Here is a 19,486-nt window from a genome sequence, read left to right as displayed (position 1 = left end):
GACTTATTGCGCCAGATTGGCAGCGGTCTTGCTGTCCAGCGCCAAAAGCGGGAAGCAATCGACAGGGTCGGAATTCTGTGGTTTGCATGCAGGCAGGTCGTGCAGCAGAATTTCAGAAATATCCGAGCACTCAATTTCGGGGATTTCGAACAGTTTCAGAATGGTCCGCTGAACGGGCAAAGGGGCGGCGTCAATCGACAGAAGCCGGTCGATCACCCCATCTTTGTCAAGGATCGCAAGCGACATTTCAAATTCTTCGAAACTGTTGTCTGTCTGATTGCGAAAAAGAAAAAATGCGCGGCAGCCTCCTGCTTCGCCGGGTTCGAATTTGTTAAGCTCGATTGAAAGCCTGCTTTCGTCCGCCTGCGCCATTAAAGCTGCACATGAAAGCGCGATGGCTGCAATAAGTCTTGTTCTCATTCTTCTCCCCATTCCCGATTGGCGGCCTTGCGCCGTAGTTCCGAAACACCGCTTCGTCCGACTTTAAGCAATCATTGCAGCATTGAGCCGCAGGCAAGAAGAAAAAAATACATTGCAACTGCATCTAAATCCGCCAGCCAAAAGAAAAATCACGGTTGCCCGCCGTAGCGGCCAAGCAATGTCGTAAAAAAAACGTACTTTTTAGGTTTGACTTTGTGCCGGGTGTGCGGCTGATTCAACACAATGACTGGGCTTAAAACGTGAAATGTGTGCAAGTTTTGTCACTCTGTGAAATAGTTCATATTGTTAGTCGGGAACATCACGTTAAGCGGTGCCAACAAACGAACAAGCGGTTCTCAACCGCCACGTTATTGGGGAGAGTATGAATTTATCGTCTTATCTGGAGCCCAGAAACGGAGACCAGCCGAGCGGCGAAAACCTGGAATATGATCCGGCGTTTACCGATCTGGAAATAGCCGCGCAGCCCGGCGAAGAACGGCAAATGGGTGACGAGGTTGTCGCTGCCGAAGAACAGGACTGGGGCGATGTCGAGTCCAAAGCGCTGGCGATCATGGAGCAAAGCCATGACCTGCGTGCCGCAGTTTATCTGGCCGAGGCCGTATTGCACACCAAGGGCCTGCCTGCATTTGCGACCTCTCTGAATTATGTCAAATCCCTGCTCGAAGATTTCTGGGAGACATGTCACCCCGAGCTGGACGAAGATGATGGCGATGCGACAATGCGGATCAACGCGGTGCGTGGTCTGGCTTCGTCGGATCGCATGGTAAAAGCGCTGCGCCGCACAGGTCTGACGGACAGCCGTATGTTTGGGCGCATGACTCTGCGTCACTTGGACGTTGTGGATGGCCGGATCAATATGCCCGCCGATCTGGACGACATCCCGGACGCCAACAGCGTTGCTGCAGCTTTCAAAGACACCGATGATGAGGTGCTGTCTGCAAATGCCGATGCGGTTTCGTCAGCGCTAGAGGATGTCAGCGCGATTGACGCTGTGTTCTCGGACAAGACGCCGGGCGAAGGCCCCGATCTGGATCCTTTAATTGTGGCGCTCAAGAGCATCAAGCAAGCACTGGCCCAATATGCCGATGTTGGTGAGGTTTCTGCCGATGATATGGCAGAGGCAAGCGTTTCAGCGCCTTCCGCGGCCCCGACTGGTGGTGCGGCAGCGCCGGCACCTGCGGGCGGTGGTGCGATCAATTCGCCCGACGATGTGACCCGGATGCTGGATCGCATTATGGACTACTATGCGCGGTGCGAGCCATCCAGCCCGCTTCCCATTTTGCTGGAGCGGGCCAAGCGCTTGGTCAATGCTGACTTTCTTACGATCATCGAGGACATGGCCAAAGAAGGTCTGGACGAAGTACGCCAGATTGGCGGCCTGAAAGATGATGATGACGATGGATTTTAATCCGCGCCCGGCAGCGCCGGGGCGGGGACCGAAACAAAAAACTGACGGATGAATCGAGGAGCAACAGATGGCTGACAGTTCACAAAAATTCATAGCCCGGAACAGGGCTCCGAGGGTTCAGATCGAATATGATGTGGAGCTTTACGGAGCCGAGAAAAAGGTGCAGCTGCCCTTCGTTATGGGCGTCATGAGCGATTTGGCCGGTAAGTCCGAGGTGGAACAGCCTGCGGTTGCCGACCGGAAATTCCTGGAGATCGACGTCGACAATTTCGATGACCGGATGAAGTCGATGGCGCCGCGTGCAGCGTTTACCGTGCCGAACACGCTGACCGGTGAAGGTAATTTGGCGGTGGATATCACTTTCGAAAGCATGGACGATTTCAGCCCTGCTGCTATCGCCGCCAAGGTTGCTCCCTTGAAAGAGCTGCTGGATGCGCGGACGCAGCTGTCCAACCTGATGACGTACATGGACGGCAAGACCGGGGCCGAGGATTTGATTTCGAAAATCATGCAGGACCCCAGCCTGCTGAAAACACTTGCAGCCCAGCCCAAACCGGGCGGCGACGCTGCCGAGGAGGAATAAAAGATGGCCGATCAAGAAGCCAATGTAGAAGCCACTGAGGGCGCAACAGCGTTTGGATCCTCCGAGTTCGAAGCGCTGCTGACCAAGGAATTCCGTCCGAAATCGGACCAGGCGAAAACGGCCGTGGAAAGCGCCGTGAAAACGCTGGCCGAACAGGCGTTGGCCAATACCGGCCTGATCTCGGATGACGCTTTGCGCTCGATCGAAGGGATCATTGCCGAGATCGACAAGAAGCTGACCGAACAGGTCAACCTGATCTTGCACCACGAAGAATTCCAACAGATGGAAAGCGCGTGGCGCGGCCTGCATTATCTGGTGAACAACACCGAAACCGACGAGATGCTGAAAATCCGCGTGATGAACATCTCGAAGAAAGACATGCACAAGACCCTGCGCAAGTTCAAAGGAACGGCATGGGATCAGTCGCCGATTTTCAAGAAACTCTATGAAGAAGAATTCGGTCAGTTTGGTGGTGAACCCTATGGCTCGCTGGTGGCGGATTACCATTTCGACCACAGCCCGCAGGATATTGAGCTGCTGGGCGAGATGTCCAAGATCGCTGCCGCGGCCCACGCGCCTCTGATCACCGGTGCCAAGCCCAGCCTGTTCCAGATGGACAGCTGGTCGGAACTGGCCAACCCGCGCGATCTGACCAAGATTTTCCAGACCCCGGAATACGCCGCATGGCGCTCCTTGCGGGAAAGCGAGGATTCCAAATATGTGGGTCTGGCGATGCCGCGTTTCCTGGGGCGTTTGCCTTACGGTTCTAAAACCGAACCGGTCGAGGCATTTGCGTTTGAGGAAGACACAAGCGGTGCCAACAGCGACAGCTATAGCTGGGTGAACGCGGCCTATGGCATGGCGGTTAACATCAATCGCTCGTTCAAGGAATATGGCTGGTGCTCGCGTATTCGCGGTGTGGAAAGCGGTGGTACGGTCGAAGGCCTGCCCGCGCATACTTTCCCGACCGACGATGGCGGCGTAGACATGAAATGCCCGACCGAGATTGCGATCTCGGACCGGCGCGAGGCTGAACTGGCCAAGAACGGCATGATGCCGCTGATCCATCGCAAGAACAGCGACTCGGCGACGTTTATCGGCGCGCAATCGCTGCACAAGCCCGCGGAATACGATGATCCGGATGCCAGCGCGAATGCCAATCTGGCCGCGCGTCTGCCTTATCTGTTCGCCACCTGCCGCTTTGCGCATTACCTGAAATGCATGGTGCGCGACAAAGTCGGTTCGTTCAAAAGCCGTCAGGACATGGAAAGCTGGTTGCAGGACTGGATCAACCAGTATGTTGACTTCAACGCCGACATTTCCGCCGAAGCCGAGAAGGCGCGCAAGCCACTGGCCTCGGCCGAGGTTGTGGTTGAAGACGTGGAAGGGAACCCTGGATATTACACCTCCAAGTTCTTCCTGCGGCCGCATTACCAGCTTGAGGGGCTGTCCGTATCTCTGCGACTGGTATCAAAGTTGCCATCAGAAAAAGCAGGTTAAATCAAAAACTTCGGCGGCGAGTGAAGTGGTTCACTGCCGCCGAATCAAACCTCGAATATCTCAGAGTCATCTCTAGTCCTTAAAGGAAGGTAAAATGGAAAACGTATTCATCAAAATGGACTTCCCTGGTGAAGCCCGGGAAAAGCAGCACTCTGAATGGATCGCTTGTAAAGAAGTCAGCTGGGAAGTTGCGCGCACCCTGGATATGGGTGACATGGGGACCACTCAGCGTGGATACGCGAACGCGAATTTCGGCAAGGTTTCGTTGACAACCGAACTCAGCAAAGCATCGGCAAAACTGATGACCTATGTTGCATCGGGCAAAGCCAATGGTGAGATGACAATCCACCTGTGCCGGTCGGGCGACGACGAAAAGAAAGGCATGGAGCCTTATCTGATCTTCACCCTGCGTGATGCGATCGTCGACAGCTATTCGGTGTCGGGTGGCGAGGAATCGATTCCGTCGGAAAACTGGACCGTTGCGTATCGCGGTATCTCGATCAAATACCGTATCGCCGATTTCAAAACCGGCAAGCTCAGCGATTGCAACGAGTTCAAGTGGAACCTGGAAACCGGCGACGTCAGCTGATTTTCACCACGATCCGGGCTTTGGCGGCGCATGTCGCCCAAGCCCTCTTTAATTATGATCCTGACGACGCGAGGCCCGCATGACGCCGGAAGACCATCTAAGAACAGGCGATCTGACTGCCACGCTCACTGCGCTGCAAGACAAAATCCGCGCCAATCCCGCAGATGCCAAACTGCGGATTTTCCTATTTCAGCTTTTGTGCGTTATGGGCGACTGGAAACGCGCAATCACGCAGTTGAAACTGAGCGCCGAAATGGATGAGGCGGCCACGATGATGGCCAAGACCTACCGCGAGGCGATCATCTGCGAAGTGTACCGCGAAAAGGTTTTTGCAGCCGAAAAGACACCTATGGTTTTCGGCGAGCCCGAAGAGTGGCTGGCCCACCTGATCGAAGCGCAGAAACTGACGGCCGGAGGTAATTTCGAGCAAGCTGCCGAAATGCGGGCGAAAGCCTTTGATGCAGCCCCGGCAACCTCGGGAACTGTCAACGGTGAGGCATTTGAATGGATCGCTGATGCAGATATGCGTCTGGGTCCGGTTCTGGAAGTTATTGTAAACGGTCGTTATTTCTGGCTCCCGTTTTCTCAGATTGCCCGGTTAGAGATCGAAGCCCCCAGTGATCTGCGCGATGCCGTCTGGACGGCGTGCACATTGACTGTCGCCAGCGGCGGAGAAGTCGCTGCGCTGATCCCGACACGGTATCCCGGTACAACCCAGCAGGGTGATGATGCAGCACGTTTGGCGCGGGCGACAAGTTGGATGGATGCGGGCTCTGATACATTTGTGGGCGTGGGCCAGCGTCTGCTGACAACAGATCAATCCGATGTCGCCTTGTTGGATGTGCGCGAACTGGTACTGAACGTGGCCACCGAGGCCGGGGAAACGGCAGGAGATGGCTGAGAAGACCCTTGCCGAACGCCTGCAGCCTTCGCTTCTTGATCGGCTGACGGACGACGCGCCGGACCAGCAAAAAGAGGGTCGCGACGCGCGTGTGATCGACGTCGGAAGGCTTAGGGAAATCATCCAGCGCGATTTGTCTTTGCTTCTTAACACCACTGATCAGTCCGATCTGATCGATGAAGACGTTTACCCGCATGCGGCGAAATCTGTCCTCAACTATGGCATTCGCGAGACGTCGGGTGCCTTTTCCACATTGCGGCAAGCGCAACGTATTCAGCGTTCGATTTCCGATTCCATCGAGGTTTTTGAGCCACGGATCGTTAAGGGTTCGGTCGCAGTGGATTTGCGTTCTGAAAAGGGCTCGGGTGAAATGCATGTTGAATATGACATCCGTGCCGTCATGTGGGCGCAACCGATGCCCTTGGAACTCTATTTGCGCAGCCGTGTAGATATAACGACCGGCGAAGTCGCAATCGAGCGGAGTTGACGTAATGGACACCCGGTTGCTTAAGCACTACGAAACCGAACTGGCCTTTCTGCGCGAAATGGGGGCCGAGTTTGCGGCCGCTTACCCCAAGATTGCGTCGCGTCTGGGCATGGAGGGGATTGAGGTCGTCGACCCCTATGTCGAACGGTTGCTGGAAGGCAGTGCCTTTCTGGCGGCTCGGGTTCAGTTGGAACTGGACATGCAGTTCCCGGCCTTTACCTCGAACCTTCTTGAAATTGTCTATCCCCATTATCTGGCCCCTACGCCTTCGATGATGATAGCCCAATTCGAGCCCGACATTGGCAATGCTGCGCTTAAGGAAGGGTATGACATTCCGCGTGGAACCACGCTGCGCTCGCATCTGGCTGAGGGTGAGCAAACGGCATGTGATTTCACGACATCGGCTGATATGACGCTGTGGCCCATAGAGATTACCGAGGCCGAGTATATCGACGGTCGAGGTGAACTGGTCGCGGCAGGGGTTGCAAAAGAAACTGACGCACGGGCTGGTATAAGGCTTCGTCTCAATCGGACCGATGGCGAGCCCATGTCAGAGCTGGCCTTGGACAGGCTTGTACTGCATCTGGACACTCAAAGCGGCAAAGCTTGGGCGCTGCACGAACTTCTGGCGACACAATGTGTCGGTTTGACTGGACGGTCGACGGATCGACGTGCTGACTGGACCGTCCGCTTGACCGGAGCGGATGCGGTTCCCAAAGGGTTTGAACGGGAAGAGGCCCTTTTGCCGACGCCGCGCCAATCCTTTGATGGCTACCGGTTGCTTCAAGAATATTTTTCAATGCCTGAACGGTTTCTGTTCGTAGAGCTGACAGGGTTGCAGCCAGCGTTGCGGCAATCAACGGGTACCGATGTCGACATCTACATTCTGTTGCGCGACGGGATGCGTGATGTTGCTCCGGCGGTCGCACCTGCGGCGTTCGCGTTGAATGCTGTTCCTGCCGTCAACTTGTTCCGTCGCAGATGCGACCGGGTGCACATTACCCAAATGGATATCGAACATCACGTCGTTCCTAACCGAACAGCAGGGCTGGACTTTGAGATTTTCGCGATAGACCGGGTAATTGGAATTCAGTCTGACGAGGAAGGGGACATCCCGTTTCGTGCCTTCTACAGCGAAACTGATCTGACGGCTGCGGGCGATAATCATTCGGCCTACTACACGATCAAACGCCGTATGCGTCAGCGCAATGAAAAAGAGCGTCTGCGCGGCGTGCGCACCTCGTATCTTGGATCCGAGGTGTATCTGTCTCTGGTCGACCGGGCCGAGGCACCTTATCCGGGAACGCTGGACCAGTTGGCGGTCGAGGCTTTGTGTTCGAACCGCGATCTTCCCATGCTTCTGGCAGCAGGAGGCGCAGATGTTTTCCACTTGCCCGAAGGGGGCCCAGTCAAATCCGTGCGCACTCCGGTGACGCCCACACGCCCTCATGCAACGCTGGCACAAGGCGATGCGGCCTGGAAACTGATCAGCCATCTGAGCCTGAACTACCTGTCCATCGCCGGCGATGGCAAGGAAGGCGGCGCTGGGGCGCTGCGCGAATTGTTGGGAATTTACGCCCCTCTGGGCAACCGCGTGACGGAAAAGCAACTAGAAGGTGTTGTGTCCGTTAGCAGCCGTCCGATTGTACGGCGCATGAGCGACGAAGTTCTTAGCACCGCCGTTCGCGGCCTTGAGATCACATTGGGCTTTGACGAGAGCTTTTATGAGGGCACCAGTGTTTATGTTCTGGGTGCAGTGCTGGAACGGTTTTTTCGAAAGTACACAACCATCAACAGCTTTACGGAAACTGTTCTTAAGACCGAAAGACGAGGAGAGATTGCCAGATGGCGACCAGCGGCGGGCCTGGGCAGGGTCATTTGAACCTGCTTGCCGCTCTGGCGGCACATCCTGAAAGGCATCACGTCTTTCAGGCGCTTCGCGTGATCGAGGCGCATTACGCCGACGCGCCGCGTCTGGGTGAATCCCGCCGTCCGCACGAAGACAAGGTACGACTGGGTCAGGACGTGTCGCTGGCCTTTCCGCCCACCACGCTGACCCGGTTCGAACCGGCAACGGACGGCGCACCCGGTAAGCTGAGCAATCTGTTTTTTGGCTATTTCGGCCCGCAAGGGCCTTTACCGCTGCATCTGACGGAATTCGCTCGCGACCGGTTGCGCAACCACCGAGATCCGACCTTTGTCGCCTTTGCCGACATGCTGACGCATCGAATGATGAGTTTGCTTTATCGGGCATGGTCGGCAGCTGAACCAGCCCCCAGTTTTGACCGTGGGGATGATCCCTTCGAACAACGCGTTGCCGCTTTGGCCGGGTTCAAGGGAGACGGGTTCGATGACCGGGACGAAATGCCTGACATGTTGCGCCGGTTTTTCGCCGGACATCTGGGATCAGGAACCAAGACCGTCGAAGGGCTTATTGCGATTCTGTCTGATTACTTCGGCGTCGAGGCTCATGTGCAGCAATTCGTCGGCAGCTGGCTTGAACTTGAACCCGACGATACATGGCAGTTGGGTGGACCCGCGCGTTTGGGGCAGTCCACAAGTATTGGCAACCGGGTCTGGTCGCGCTCTGCCAAGTTTCGCATCCGACTGGGGCCGGTCTCTTTCGAGGATTACAAGCGCCTTCTGCCCGGAGGTTTGTCGCAAAAACGGCTCGAGTCCATTCTTCGCACCTATGTCGGTGATACACTGGATTGGGAGGTCAATCTGGTGTTGGCCGGTGACGAAGTCCCACGTGCCTCGCTAGGCGGTACGACGCAGCTGGGCCACACAAGCTGGATCAGAACCCGCGACGACCCGGATGAAATGTGTCCGGATGTCGACGATCTGATCCTCTACCCCGGATACATGAACCAAGAATTTGAGGCCGCTGAACCGGTCCACAACGAGAGGTAATGAAGATGACGGAAATCAGCCGCGTGTCGCTGTTCGGCAAGCTGAACAAGCTGGGGTATCAAGCGATCGAAGGGGCCACTGTGTTCTGCAAGATGCGGGGTAACCCTTATGTCGAAATCCAGCACTGGCTGCACCAGATCCTGAACGGTCAGGACAGCGATATTCACCGCATCATCCAGCATTACGATCTGGACCCCGGCAAGATCGCGTCCGAACTGACCCGTTCACTGGACATGCTGCCGCGTGGGGCGTCCTCGATCTCGGACCTGTCCGACCATCTGATGGACGCGATGGAGCGCGGCTGGGTCTGGGGCTCGCTTCTGTATTCCGACAGCAAGGTGCGCACCGGCTATCTTATCCTTGGGATGCTGAAGACGCCTGCGTTGCGCAACATTCTGGCCAGCATGTCGCCGGAACTGGCGAAAATCGGCGCTGATGATCTGGCGGACAGCTTTGGTGAGGCCACCGATGGCTCGCCCGAAGACACGCTGGGCGCGCAGGATGGCTCGAATGTGGGTGGCGGGGCCGAGCCCGGCGAGGCCAGCGGCGCGATGGCCCCCGGTGCCATGGGCAAGGGTGAAGCGCTGGAGCAGTTCTGCACCGACCTGACCGAACAGGCCCGCAACGGTGAGATTGATCCCATCGTAGGGCGTGACGAAGAAATTCGTCAGATCGTCGATGTGCTGATGCGCCGTCGTCAGAACAACCCGATCCTGACGGGTGAGGCCGGGGTGGGCAAGACCGCCGTGGTCGAAGGGTTCGCTCTGCGGATTGCGCGTGGCGACGTGCCGCCTGCTTTGAAAGATGTGCGCCTGCTGGTGCTGGATGTGGGCCTGTTGCAGGCCGGGGCCTCCATGAAAGGCGAGTTTGAAAACCGACTGCGTCAGGTGATTGACGAGGTTCAGGCCAGCCCGACGCCGATCGTGATGTTTGTCGATGAAACCCACACTCTTGTGGGCGCAGGTGGCGCTGCCGGAACCGGTGACGCGGCCAACCTGCTGAAACCGGCGCTTGCACGGGGCACGTTGCGCACCATCGGTGCGACCACATGGGCCGAGTACAAAAAATACATCGAAAAAGACCCGGCTCTGACCCGGCGATTCCAAGTTGTGCACGTCGAAGAGCCCGATATCCCCAAGGCGGTTCTGATGATGCGCGGCATTGCCTCAATGCTGGAAAAACACCACCGCGTGCAGGTTTTGGATGAGGGGATCGAAGCGGCGGTCACTCTGTCCGCCCGCTATATCCCCGCGCGGCAATTGCCTGACAAGTCGGTCAGCCTACTGGACACGGCTTGCGCGCGGGTCGCGGTGTCTCAGCACGCGGTGCCGGCCGAGGTGGATGACAGCCAACGGCGGATTGAGGCCCTGACCACCGAGTTGGAGATCATCGAACGGGATGAAACCGCTGGATATGACGTGGCCGACCGGCGTGAGGCGGTGAATGCCGCGAAAGAGGCGGAAGAGACGCGACTGGCCGAACTCAACGGGCGTTGGGAGGCTGAGAAGAAAGTGGTCGAGGAAATCCTCGACCTGCGGGCCAAGCTGCGTGCAGGCGGGCAGGAGGTCGAAGGCACCGGCACCGCCGAGGGCGAAGCCGCGACCGAAGAAGCGCCGGATGCACAACCCATCGACCGCGATGCGCTGCTGGCGGAACTCAAGTCTAAGAACACCGAGTTGGAAGACCTGCAGGGCGACAGCCCCCTGATCCTGCCCATCGTTGATCACCAGGCAGTGGCGAGTGTTGTTGGCGATTGGACCGGCATCCCCGTGGGTCGCATGGTCAAGGATGAGATTGAAACGATCCTGAACCTTGAAACCCGTCTGGCCCAGCGTGTCATCGGTCAGGACCACGCGATGAAGATGATCGCTAAGCGGGTGCAGACCAGCCGCGCGGGGCTCGACAACCCCAACAAGCCCATCGGTGTCTTTATGCTCGCAGGTACCTCGGGCGTCGGTAAAACCGAAACCGCGCTGGCACTGGCCGAGGTGCTTTACGGCGGTGAACAGAACGTCATCACCATCAACATGTCCGAGTATCAAGAGGCCCATACGGTCAGCAGCCTGAAAGGCGCGCCTCCTGGCTATGTCGGCTATGGCGAGGGTGGCGTTCTGACTGAAGCGGTGCGGCGCAAGCCCTATTCCGTTGTGCTGTTGGACGAGGTCGAAAAGGCCCATCCAGATGTGCACGAGATCTTCTTTCAGGTCTTCGATAAGGGCGTGATGGAGGATGGCGAAGGCCGCGTGATCGACTTCAAGAACACGCTGATCCTGCTGACCTCGAACGTTGGCACCGAAATGATCATGGATATGTGCGCCGATCCCGACCTGATGCCCGAACCCGAAGGCATGGCCAAGGCGCTGCGCGATCCGCTGCTCAAAGTGTTCCCGCCCGCGCTGCTGGGGCGTCTGGTGACGATCCCCTATTACCCGCTCAGCCCCGATATGCTGGGCGAGATCACCAAGCTGCAACTGGGCCGCATTAAGAAACGCGTGCAAGAGGCGCACGGTGTGCCGTTCGAGTACACGGATGCGGTGGTCGAAGAGATCGTCAACCGCTGTCAGGAGCTGGACAGCGGCGGGCGTATGATCGACGCGATTGTGACCAACACGATGCTGCCTGATATCTCGGCTGAGTTCCTGAAAAGAATGATGGAAGGCCAAGAAGTTAGCAAGGTCGTGATCAATGTCACAGACGGCGACTTCACTTATGGATTTGACTGAGCGAGACCGCGCTTTTGACGGATCACAACCAATAGAATTTCGCCAGTGGAGGACCCCCTAGATGGCAAAGACAACAGTCACCAAACATAAGTTTTACGTCGTCGATCTGATCCGATCGAAGCCAAAGCTGGAATACATCGAAATCCCGAAATACCGGGTTGATGTCGAGTTTGAAATCTCGAAATCGGGCAAGCTCAAGAAACCGGCGCCTGTGCCTTCGACGGCGTTGAAACGCCTTGAGGATGCCGGCCGCGCGGTGCTGGACGACTACGAAAAGACAATCACGCAAGAGGCCATCAAGCTCGACAAGAAGGTCGGGGAATTGATGAAGACCCCTGGGAAAAAGTCCCAGGCCGAAGCTGAAAAGTTGATCCAGGGTGTCAACCAGTCAATCAAGAACGCCATGGCGTCAGCCGAAGGGGCCGCCAAGGTCGCCATCGAAAAAAAGCTGAAGGACGAAGCCAACAAAGACAAGCTGCTGAAAGAGGCGCGCATCAAGACGACCGTCAAAGTCAGTATGGGCGTCGTCAAGATCAGCGGTGCGGTCGCACGTCTGGTCGCGTCGTCGGGCGCGGATGCCATGGCTTACAAGACCATTGCGAAACAGGTCTATTCGTTGGGCAAAGAGCTTCAGCAACAGCTTAAAGGCGAAGAGAAGCTGCGTAAGGATCTGTACAAAGCGATCCAGAACTACATGAAACTGCGCGAAAGCGTCATCATGCAGGCTGCACAGCGTCAGGGGATCACGGATACCTCGGGGATCTCGGTGAAAAAGCCGTTGGAGGCGATCAAGAAATTCACCGCCAAGGCCGTTGCGATGGGCGAAGAGGTCACCAAAGGGAAAGACCCCAAAACCATCGCTAAGAACATGCTTGATTTTGCGGCCAAGGCGGTCAAGGGCAAAGCCGAGGCTGCCAAGACGGCGCGCGAGAAGTACCGTGAACACACCACCAAGACGCGCCATAAGGTGGATGATCTGGGCGCTGCGGCTGACAAGCTGATGAAATCGGCCAGAAGCTCGAAAACCCTCAAAGAGGGGATCAAGCTGGGCGCCGAATGTATGACCGTCAAACGATCCGCGAGCGAGTTGTCCAAAAAATTGGAAGATCGCGAGAACTTCCTGAATGAAATGAATGCGCTGATGGAAGGCAATGGTTTGAAAGTGGATGACACGGCGATCATCGACAAGATCAAGGCCTTGGACAAGAAGACCATAGCCACAGAAGCCAAAGCCATGTTCACGAACATCAAGACGGTGAAGGGCATGATCGACAATATCATTGATGCTGTAGGATGATCGACATCTAAAAAGGCCGAGCGCATCACACGAGCGCTCGGCACCAGCAAGACGACAGGAGGCAAGGGTGGAAAACGGTATCGAGAAGAGCGAAACGCTCCGCGAAACCGTGCGCGCGTTCGTCGAACGCAAGGCGGTAACCAATACTATTCTGGGTGTGATTATTTTCAACGCAATCACGTTGGGGCTGTCCACCTCACCTTCGGTTCAAGACAATATTGGCCATGTCCTTCGGGTTATCGACACTGTTGTGCTGGGAATTTTCGTGGCGGAATTGCTGCTCAAATTCTACGCGTACCGTCTGAGCTTCTTTAATAACGCCTGGAATATTTTCGATCTTGTGGTTGTAACACTTGGCCTGCTGCCCAACCGTGATGGGTTGTCGGCGCTTCGGGGGTTGCGTGTTATTCGCGCGATGCGATTGCTGTCAGTCATTCCGCAGATGCGGTCGGTGGTGCAGGCGTTGCTGGACGCGCTGCCGGGGATGGGCGCGGTGATCATCATGATCTCGATCGTGTTCTATGTCTTTGCCGTCATGGCCACGCTGATGTACGGCCCAGATTTCCCCGATTGGTTCGGTACGCTGGGCCGGTCGCTTTACACGCTGTTCCAGGTCATGACGCTGGAAAGCTGGTCGATGGGCATCGTACGTCCGGTGATGGACGTACATCCGACGGCCTGGATATTCTTTGTCCCCTTCATCGTCATAACGGCTTTTTCGGTATTGAACTTGTTCATTGGTCTTCTGGTCAACACGATGCAGTCGGCGGTTGAAGACGAGTCAGTGGAAGAGTTTTCGCACCTTCGGGACCTTGTTCGCAGTGAAACGGATATCGTGGACGAACACGTGATGGAGCTTATGGTCGAGGTCAAAGCCCTACGCCGCGAGGTCGCGGAATTGAAAGGACAAGGCAATGGCTGACAACTCGCAGAAGTTCATTGCGCGTAACCGGGCGCCGCGCGTTCAGATCGAATATGACGTGGAATTGTACGGGGCCGAAAAAAAGGTCCAACTTCCGTTTGTGATGGGCGTGCTCAGCGACCTGTCCGGCAAATCCAAGGCCGAGACCCCGTCGATTTCCGACCGCAAGTTTCTTGAGATTGACGTCGACAATTTCGATGACCGCATGAAGGCGATGGCCCCGCGCGTAGAATTCGCGGTGCCGAACACGCTGACCGGCGAAGGCAGTCTTTCGGTTGATCTGACATTCGAGAAAATGGACGATTTCAACCCGGCCCAGATCGCCGCCAAGATCGAACCATTGCAGAAGCTGCTGGATGCACGAACGCAGTTGGCTACTCTTATGGCGTATATGGATGGCAAGGCAGGTGCAGAGGCGCTGATCGAGAAGATCTTGGCAGATCCTGCGTTGTTGGCAACGTTGGCCAGCAGTCAGGTTGATCAGCAAGATACACAGACAACACTCGATACCCTGCGCGAAATGGCGCCAGAGGAAGCTCCTGATGATCGCAAGGTCGCCGATGCTTTGGCCTCTCTGCCCGACGCTGAAATTGAAGAGTCCACAGATGACACGTCAGATGTCTTGTCAAATCTTTCCGCAGCTGCGCCCAAAGGCGCACCGGAAGACAGGTCTTTGGATGACGCCCTAGCTTCTTTGCCCGACGCTGTCGGAACTGACGATCCGCAGGATGAGTTTGCGGATATGCTTTCAGATTTGGCGGAATCCGCTCCTGACGACGCGCAACAGGACCGGTCAGTCGAAGACGCCTTGTCTTCGGTTCCTGAGGTGACACATGAAGACGCCGAGGATGATACCACAGGTGTTTTGTCTGATCTGGCGGATCGCGCACCGGAAGAAGTTACAGAACGTGATGCTCTCGAGGACGCATTATCGTCGTTGCCTGAGGTCGAAGTCGCGGATGCCGATGACAGTGACGATATTCTGTCGGAGTTGGCCGATGCAGTTCCAGATGACGATCCGGAAGACACCAGCCTAGATGATTTGCTGGGCGATCTGGCCGACATGGCTCCTGATGAGGATGCGTCTGACGAAAGCTCTGCGGCAGAGGCTTTGGCGTCGTTGCCTGAGGTCGAAGTCGCTGATGCCGATGACAGTGACGATATTCTGTCGGAGTTGGCCGATGCAGTTCCAGATGACGATCCGGAAGACACTAGCCTAGATGATTTGCTGGGCGATCTGGCCGACATGGCTCCTGACGAGGACACGTCCGACGAAAGCTCTGCGGCAGAGGCTCTGGCGTCATTGCCCGATGTGGCTGAGTTTGACGATGCGGACTCTGATCTTGATGACCTTTTGGCCGATCTTGCCGAGACTCCCTCTGAGCAGGTTGACGCAAGTGATGACACCGATGACGTCTTGGCGTCCCTTCCTGACATTGACGAGGATGAGGACGCAGACAGTTTAGATGACGTTCTCGGCGATCTTGCCGACGCTGCCCCGGATGAGGACGCCGAGGATGACGATGATCTTGACGCGCTGCTGAACGATTTGGCTGAAACCGCTACTGAGCCGGACAGCTCGGACGACAAAGACCTGGATGATCTTCTGGGCGATTTGGCGGATGAGGACACGGAAAGCGACGGCGATGCGAAAGAGCCCGACTTGGATGACCTCGATTTGGACAGCTTGTTGGCAGAAGACGAGACTGAAACCGAGGAAAGCAGCGAAGTTGACCTGGATGATCTAGATCTGGACGACCTGTTGGGGGATTTGGAAGACGTATCCGACGCCGAAGAACAGGGCGATGCCGATTTGGATGACGCATCCGTTTCCCAAGAGGTCAAGACGGATGGCGAACCGGTGCTGGCCTTTGGCCGCATGAGCGCCGACCGGCCCGAACGTGAGCAGTTGAAACGCAGCCGGTTCCGCATTGCCATCTTCGGTGATTTCTCGGGCCGTGCGGCACGGGGGCAGATGGAAACTGGCGATGCGCTGGCTGCGCGTGCGCCTATCCTGCTGGACGCCGATACGGTCGAAGATGTGATCTCAGGCTTTGCCACCACGCTGGTTCTGCCGATCGGCAAGGACGGCGCGGGGATCGAGGTCAAGCTGACCGAACTGGACGATCTGCACCCCGACGAGCTGTATGAAAAGGTCGCGCTGTTTGAAGGGCTGTCGGGCCTGAAAGGTCAGCTTGGCGCCGGGGCCACCGCTGATCACGCGGCGAAACAATTGACCGCCTGGGGCGAGGAATTCGGGCAGGCCGTGGTGCCGCCGCGCAAAACGTCCGGTGGCAATACCGTGCGGGCCGACCTGAAACTCAGCGATTTTCAGAAGCTGATCGGAGATGCGAGCGGAGAGCTGGCGCAGCCTTCTCCGGTGGATGATCTACTGAAACGGGTGGTCGGGCCGCATATTCGCAAACTGCCCAGCCCGGACGTTGCCGCGATGAAAACAGCGGTGGATGAGGCGCTGAGTACGGCGATGCGCATGGTTCTGCACCATCCCGAATTCCAGTCGGTCGAGGCGCAGTGGCGCAGTCTGGACCTGATCGCGCGCAGCGTTGAGGATGACGATACGCTGGACGTGATCCTTTATGATGTATCCGCCGAGGAGATTGCGGCTGATCTGGCGTCGGAAGAGGACCTGGCCCAGACCGGTTTGGTCCGTCTTTTGACCGAGGAACCCTTGGACGAGGAAAACGGGCGCGGCGGCTATTCCGCCCTGATCGGGCTTTATACGTTCGAGGAAACCCCGCCCCATGCCGAGTTGCTGGGACGTATTGGCCGGGTCGCCGCCCATGTGGATGCACCTTTCATCAGCGCGATCACCCCCGCCTATCTGGACATCCAGAAAGAGGATCGCCATCCGCTGGTGGTCAAAGCCTGGGAAACGTTCCGCGCCATGCCCGAGGCCGGGCATGTCGGGCTTGCCTCACCCCGCTTTATGCTAAGACGGCCCTATGGGGCCAAATCCGAGCCAATATATGAGTTCGACTTTGAGGAATTCACCGAAACCGAAGGTCTGCGCGGGATGCTATGGGCCAATCCGGCGGTGTTGGTGACAATCCTGTTGGCGCGGTCCTTTAAGCAAAATGGCAAGGCGATGAATCTGGGGTCCGTCATGAGCCTTGGTGGGGTGCCCTATCATTTCGTCAACGACCGATACGGTGACCAGGTGGCGCTGCCCTGTACCGAACGCAACCTGACAATGGAAAAGCACGAACATTCGGTTCAGCGGGGCTATATGCCGGTGCTGTCCGTCAAGGGACGGGATGAGATCCGTCTGGGGTCCTTCAACTCGGTCGCAGGGCACGAGATTCTGGGGCCGTGGTCTGGCGTTCCGGCCCCAGCACCGTCGCCCGATATCCCTGACGAACCTGCGGCCGACGAGACTGAGGCCGCAGAAACGCCCGACGAGGACGATTTTGATCTGGATGATCTGGACCTGGATGAGGACGCAGGTTCCGATGACTCGGACGATTTGGATGATTTCCTTGCTTCATTCGATGATGAAACGGATGAAGACGAGGATGATGACGAAATGGACCCGGAACTGGCCGCACTATTGGCTGATCTGTAACGGCGTATCCAACGCGATTTGGAAGGATTAGGAAATGTCTGACAGTCTGCAAAGCAAGGAATGGCCGCTTCGGATCACGGGCAGTTACAAATATAAGGAAGACGAGCTTGTCATTCGTCGCGCGATCATCAGCGAGAAGATGGGTGAGCTGACTGAGATCCAGGTCGAGATGCTGTCGCCCGACAAGACCATCAAGCTGGAAGAGCTGCTGGGTAAAATTCTGACGATTCACATGGCCTCGGGCGAGGGGAAAGAACGCAAGTTCACGGGTACGATTGTGCGCGTTGAACGGCTGGCGCTGCGGGACGGGTTCGTACATCTGCTGGCCGAGCTGCGCCCGTGGTTCTGGATGCTGCAACAGACCACCAACAGCCGCATCTTCCAGAACATGACGGTCGACAAGATCATCGAGGACGTTTTCAAAGCGCACGGGTTCTCGGATTTCCAGAAGAAGCTGAGCGGAACCTATGAACAGAGGGAATATTGCGTACAGTACCGGGAAACCGATTTCGACTTTGTGTCACGCCTGATGCAGGAAGAGGGCATATATTACTTCTTCGACTATGCGAAGGCGGACAACAAATATGAAACGTTGGTCCTGTGTGACGGGCTGTCGGGGCACACGCCGCTGACCGGAAAGTCGGACCTGTTTTATCGGGCGGGCGACGATTATGAACAGCGCCTGCCCGACAGCGTGACCGAATGGGCCAGCGCGCAGCAAATCGTTCCCGGTGTCGTTGCTTTAGGCGATTTCAATTTTGAGACACCCAGTGCCAAAATGGCCTCGGTGTCGAAAACCATTCTTTCGCCCGATCACAAGCACAACAAGTACGAGCTGTATGACACGCCCGGTCATTATATTGACGCCAACAAGGGCAAGCCCCGCGCGCAGGTTCGGATGGAGGCTGAAGAAACCGAATATGACCGCCGCCGGGGCCGTGCCTCGGTCCGGGCGATGGAGGTGGGCAAGACCTTCACCCTGAAGGAACATCCCGACAAAGATCAGAACCAGGAATATCTGGTCACGGCGGCTACCTTTTATCTACAGACGACCGAAGGCTACGGCTTTGTAAAGAACTCCAAAGACCTGGATACAGGCGCGTTGGAATTCCCCGAAGACAATAGCGAAATGTATATGGTTGAATTCGACGTTCAGCCCAAAAAGGTTCAATACCGTAACGCCCGCACTACGCCGTGGCCCGAGATTGCAGGGCTTCACACGGCCATCGTCACAGGCCCGTCTGGCAAGGAAATCCACACCGATAAATATGGCCGGATCAAAGTGCAGTTCCACTGGGATCGTGAAGGTAAAAAGGACGAAAAAACCTCGTGCTGGGTACGTGTTGTCACCCCGTGGTCCGGTAAGAACTGGGGCATGATCCACATCCCGCGTATTGGGCAGGAGGTCGTCATCCAGTTCGAAGAGGGCAACCCCGACAGACCCATCTGCACTGGTATGTTGTACAACGCCGAAACCATGCCGCCCTATGATCTGCCGGCAAACCAGACGCAGTCCGGGATCAAGACCCGGTCGTCTGAACAGGGCAAGCCCGACACGTTCAACGAGCTGATGTTCGAGGACAAGAAGGATGCGGAACTGGTGCGTCTTCAGGCGCAGAAGGATCACGAAAAGCTGGTAAAGAATAAATCCACCATCACCATCGGTTATGACAAGCTGGACAAGGGCGGCAATGGCGGCGACGGCTGCCTAAGCCAGGTGGTTAAGAAAGACGTGGATGAGACGATCAAGGAAGGTGATCACACGTTCACGATCGAAAAGGGTAATCAGGACGTTTTCATCAAGACCAACCAGACGGAAACGGTTGAAGGGAAATCCACCCGAACTGTCACAGGCAACAACACCGAGACGATCAAACAAGGCAACAAGACAACGACCGTGAAAATGGGGAACATTCAGGTCGACGCAAAGATGGGGAAAATCACTATAACCGCAATGCAGTCGATCGAGCTTAAGGTCGGGACCTCTTCGATCAAGTTGGACCCGACCAGCATCACTGTCAAAAGCACGATGATCAACGTTCAGGCGAACGCCAAGCTTGACGCAAAAAGCCCACTGACGACGGTCAGCGGCGATGCTATGCTGACCCTTAAGGGTGGCGTGACGATGATTAACTAAGG

At 56.5% G+C, this 19,486-nt stretch carries 14 protein-coding genes and 1 pseudogene; 14 read left to right on the top strand and 1 reads right to left on the bottom strand.

From position 1 onward, the window contains the following. Positions 1 to 3: 3 nt before the first annotated feature. Positions 4 to 420, bottom strand: a complete 417-nt coding sequence (locus J7380_RS18245) for a hypothetical protein (RefSeq protein ID WP_209197565.1) — start codon at positions 418 to 420, stop codon at positions 4 to 6. Positions 421 to 802: 382 nt separating this feature from the next. On the opposite strand from J7380_RS18245, the gene tssA reads away from it, so the two are divergent. From tssA to tssI, 14 genes and pseudogenes are all read left to right on the top strand, one after another. Further along, complete coding sequence (gene tssA, locus J7380_RS18240) at positions 803 to 1,849, top strand: type VI secretion system protein TssA (protein ID WP_209197563.1); 1,047 nt, start codon at positions 803 to 805, stop codon at positions 1,847 to 1,849. Positions 1,850 to 1,916: 67 nt separating this feature from the next. Then, positions 1,917 to 2,432, top strand: a complete 516-nt coding sequence (gene tssB, locus J7380_RS18235) for a type VI secretion system contractile sheath small subunit (protein ID WP_170356373.1) — start codon at positions 1,917 to 1,919, stop codon at positions 2,430 to 2,432. 3 nt (positions 2,433 to 2,435) lie between these two features. Continuing rightward, the gene (gene tssC / locus J7380_RS18230; protein ID WP_209197561.1) at positions 2,436 to 3,932 is read left to right on the top strand and encodes a type VI secretion system contractile sheath large subunit; all 1,497 of its coding nucleotides are present in this window, start codon (positions 2,436 to 2,438) and stop codon (positions 3,930 to 3,932) included. 94 nt (positions 3,933 to 4,026) lie between these two features. Beyond that, positions 4,027 to 4,521 (top strand): type VI secretion system tube protein Hcp, encoded by a 495-nt coding sequence (locus J7380_RS18225; protein WP_170356375.1) that lies wholly within the window; start codon positions 4,027 to 4,029, stop codon positions 4,519 to 4,521. A 79-nt stretch (positions 4,522 to 4,600) separates the two neighbouring features. Continuing rightward, positions 4,601 to 5,422 (top strand): type VI secretion system accessory protein TagJ, encoded by an 822-nt coding sequence (locus J7380_RS18220; protein ID WP_170356376.1) that lies wholly within the window; start codon positions 4,601 to 4,603, stop codon positions 5,420 to 5,422. Continuing rightward, on the top strand, positions 5,415 to 5,909 hold the full coding sequence (gene tssE, locus J7380_RS18215; protein WP_170356377.1) for a type VI secretion system baseplate subunit TssE: 495 nt from the start codon (positions 5,415 to 5,417) through the stop codon (positions 5,907 to 5,909). The genes J7380_RS18220 and tssE overlap by 8 nt, the downstream gene beginning before the upstream one ends. 4 nt (positions 5,910 to 5,913) lie before the next feature. Further along, a complete protein-coding gene (gene tssF, locus J7380_RS18210) occupies positions 5,914 to 7,791 on the top strand; it encodes a type VI secretion system baseplate subunit TssF (protein WP_209197558.1) in 1,878 nt (625 codons plus the stop codon). Beyond that, complete coding sequence (gene tssG / locus J7380_RS18205; protein WP_209197556.1) at positions 7,755 to 8,822, top strand: type VI secretion system baseplate subunit TssG; 1,068 nt, start codon at positions 7,755 to 7,757, stop codon at positions 8,820 to 8,822. Before tssF ends, tssG begins: the two co-directional genes overlap by 37 nt. Positions 8,823 to 8,827: 5 nt before the next feature. After that, positions 8,828 to 11,545: a type VI secretion system ATPase TssH gene (gene tssH, locus J7380_RS18200; protein WP_209197827.1), complete on the top strand. Its 2,718-nt coding sequence runs from the start codon at positions 8,828 to 8,830 to the stop codon at positions 11,543 to 11,545. Positions 11,546 to 11,606: 61 nt separating this feature from the next. Next, on the top strand, positions 11,607 to 12,842 hold the full coding sequence (locus tag J7380_RS18195; RefSeq protein WP_209197554.1) for a hypothetical protein: 1,236 nt from the start codon (positions 11,607 to 11,609) through the stop codon (positions 12,840 to 12,842). A 67-nt stretch (positions 12,843 to 12,909) separates the two neighbouring features. Next, positions 12,910 to 13,764 (top strand): ion transporter, encoded by an 855-nt coding sequence (locus J7380_RS18190; protein WP_209197552.1) that lies wholly within the window; start codon positions 12,910 to 12,912, stop codon positions 13,762 to 13,764. Continuing rightward, a pseudogene (gene tssB / locus J7380_RS20430) lies at positions 13,757 to 14,233 on the top strand (type VI secretion system contractile sheath small subunit); the annotation flags it as partial. The gene J7380_RS18190 and the pseudogene tssB (J7380_RS20430), both read left to right, overlap by 8 nt. A 51-nt stretch (positions 14,234 to 14,284) precedes the next feature. Further along, on the top strand, positions 14,285 to 17,347 hold the full coding sequence (locus J7380_RS20600) for a type VI secretion system contractile sheath large subunit (protein WP_348539126.1): 3,063 nt from the start codon (positions 14,285 to 14,287) through the stop codon (positions 17,345 to 17,347). Between the two features lie 34 nt (positions 17,348 to 17,381). Next, positions 17,382 to 19,484, top strand: a complete 2,103-nt coding sequence (gene tssI, locus J7380_RS18180) for a type VI secretion system tip protein TssI/VgrG (protein ID WP_209197534.1) — start codon at positions 17,382 to 17,384, stop codon at positions 19,482 to 19,484. Positions 19,485 to 19,486 lie beyond the last annotated feature (2 nt).

The organism is Ruegeria sp. R8_1, assembly GCF_017743815.1.
Taxonomy (GTDB): domain Bacteria; phylum Pseudomonadota; class Alphaproteobacteria; order Rhodobacterales; family Rhodobacteraceae; genus Ruegeria; species Ruegeria lacuscaerulensis_A.
This window is presented reverse-complemented; position numbering and strand designations above follow the sequence as displayed.

Coding starts and splice junctions, on each gene's coding strand:
- J7380_RS18220 (WP_170356376.1), top strand. CDS start 4,601: ATGACGCCGGAAGACCATCTAAGAACAGGCGATCTGACTGCCACGCTC.
- J7380_RS18195 (WP_209197554.1), top strand. CDS start 11,607: ATGGCAAAGACAACAGTCACCAAACATAAGTTTTACGTCGTCGATCTG.
- tssA (WP_209197563.1), top strand. CDS start 803: ATGAATTTATCGTCTTATCTGGAGCCCAGAAACGGAGACCAGCCGAGC.
- tssI (WP_209197534.1), top strand. CDS start 17,382: ATGTCTGACAGTCTGCAAAGCAAGGAATGGCCGCTTCGGATCACGGGC.
- tssF (WP_209197558.1), top strand. CDS start 5,914: ATGGACACCCGGTTGCTTAAGCACTACGAAACCGAACTGGCCTTTCTG.
- J7380_RS18245 (WP_209197565.1), bottom strand. CDS start 420: ATGAGAACAAGACTTATTGCAGCCATCGCGCTTTCATGTGCAGCTTTA.
- J7380_RS18225 (WP_170356375.1), top strand. CDS start 4,027: ATGGAAAACGTATTCATCAAAATGGACTTCCCTGGTGAAGCCCGGGAA.
- tssG (WP_209197556.1), top strand. CDS start 7,755: ATGGCGACCAGCGGCGGGCCTGGGCAGGGTCATTTGAACCTGCTTGCC.
- tssH (WP_209197827.1), top strand. CDS start 8,828: ATGACGGAAATCAGCCGCGTGTCGCTGTTCGGCAAGCTGAACAAGCTG.
- J7380_RS20600 (WP_348539126.1), top strand. CDS start 14,285: ATGGCGCCAGAGGAAGCTCCTGATGATCGCAAGGTCGCCGATGCTTTG.
- tssE (WP_170356377.1), top strand. CDS start 5,415: ATGGCTGAGAAGACCCTTGCCGAACGCCTGCAGCCTTCGCTTCTTGAT.
- tssC (WP_209197561.1), top strand. CDS start 2,436: ATGGCCGATCAAGAAGCCAATGTAGAAGCCACTGAGGGCGCAACAGCG.
- tssB (WP_170356373.1), top strand. CDS start 1,917: ATGGCTGACAGTTCACAAAAATTCATAGCCCGGAACAGGGCTCCGAGG.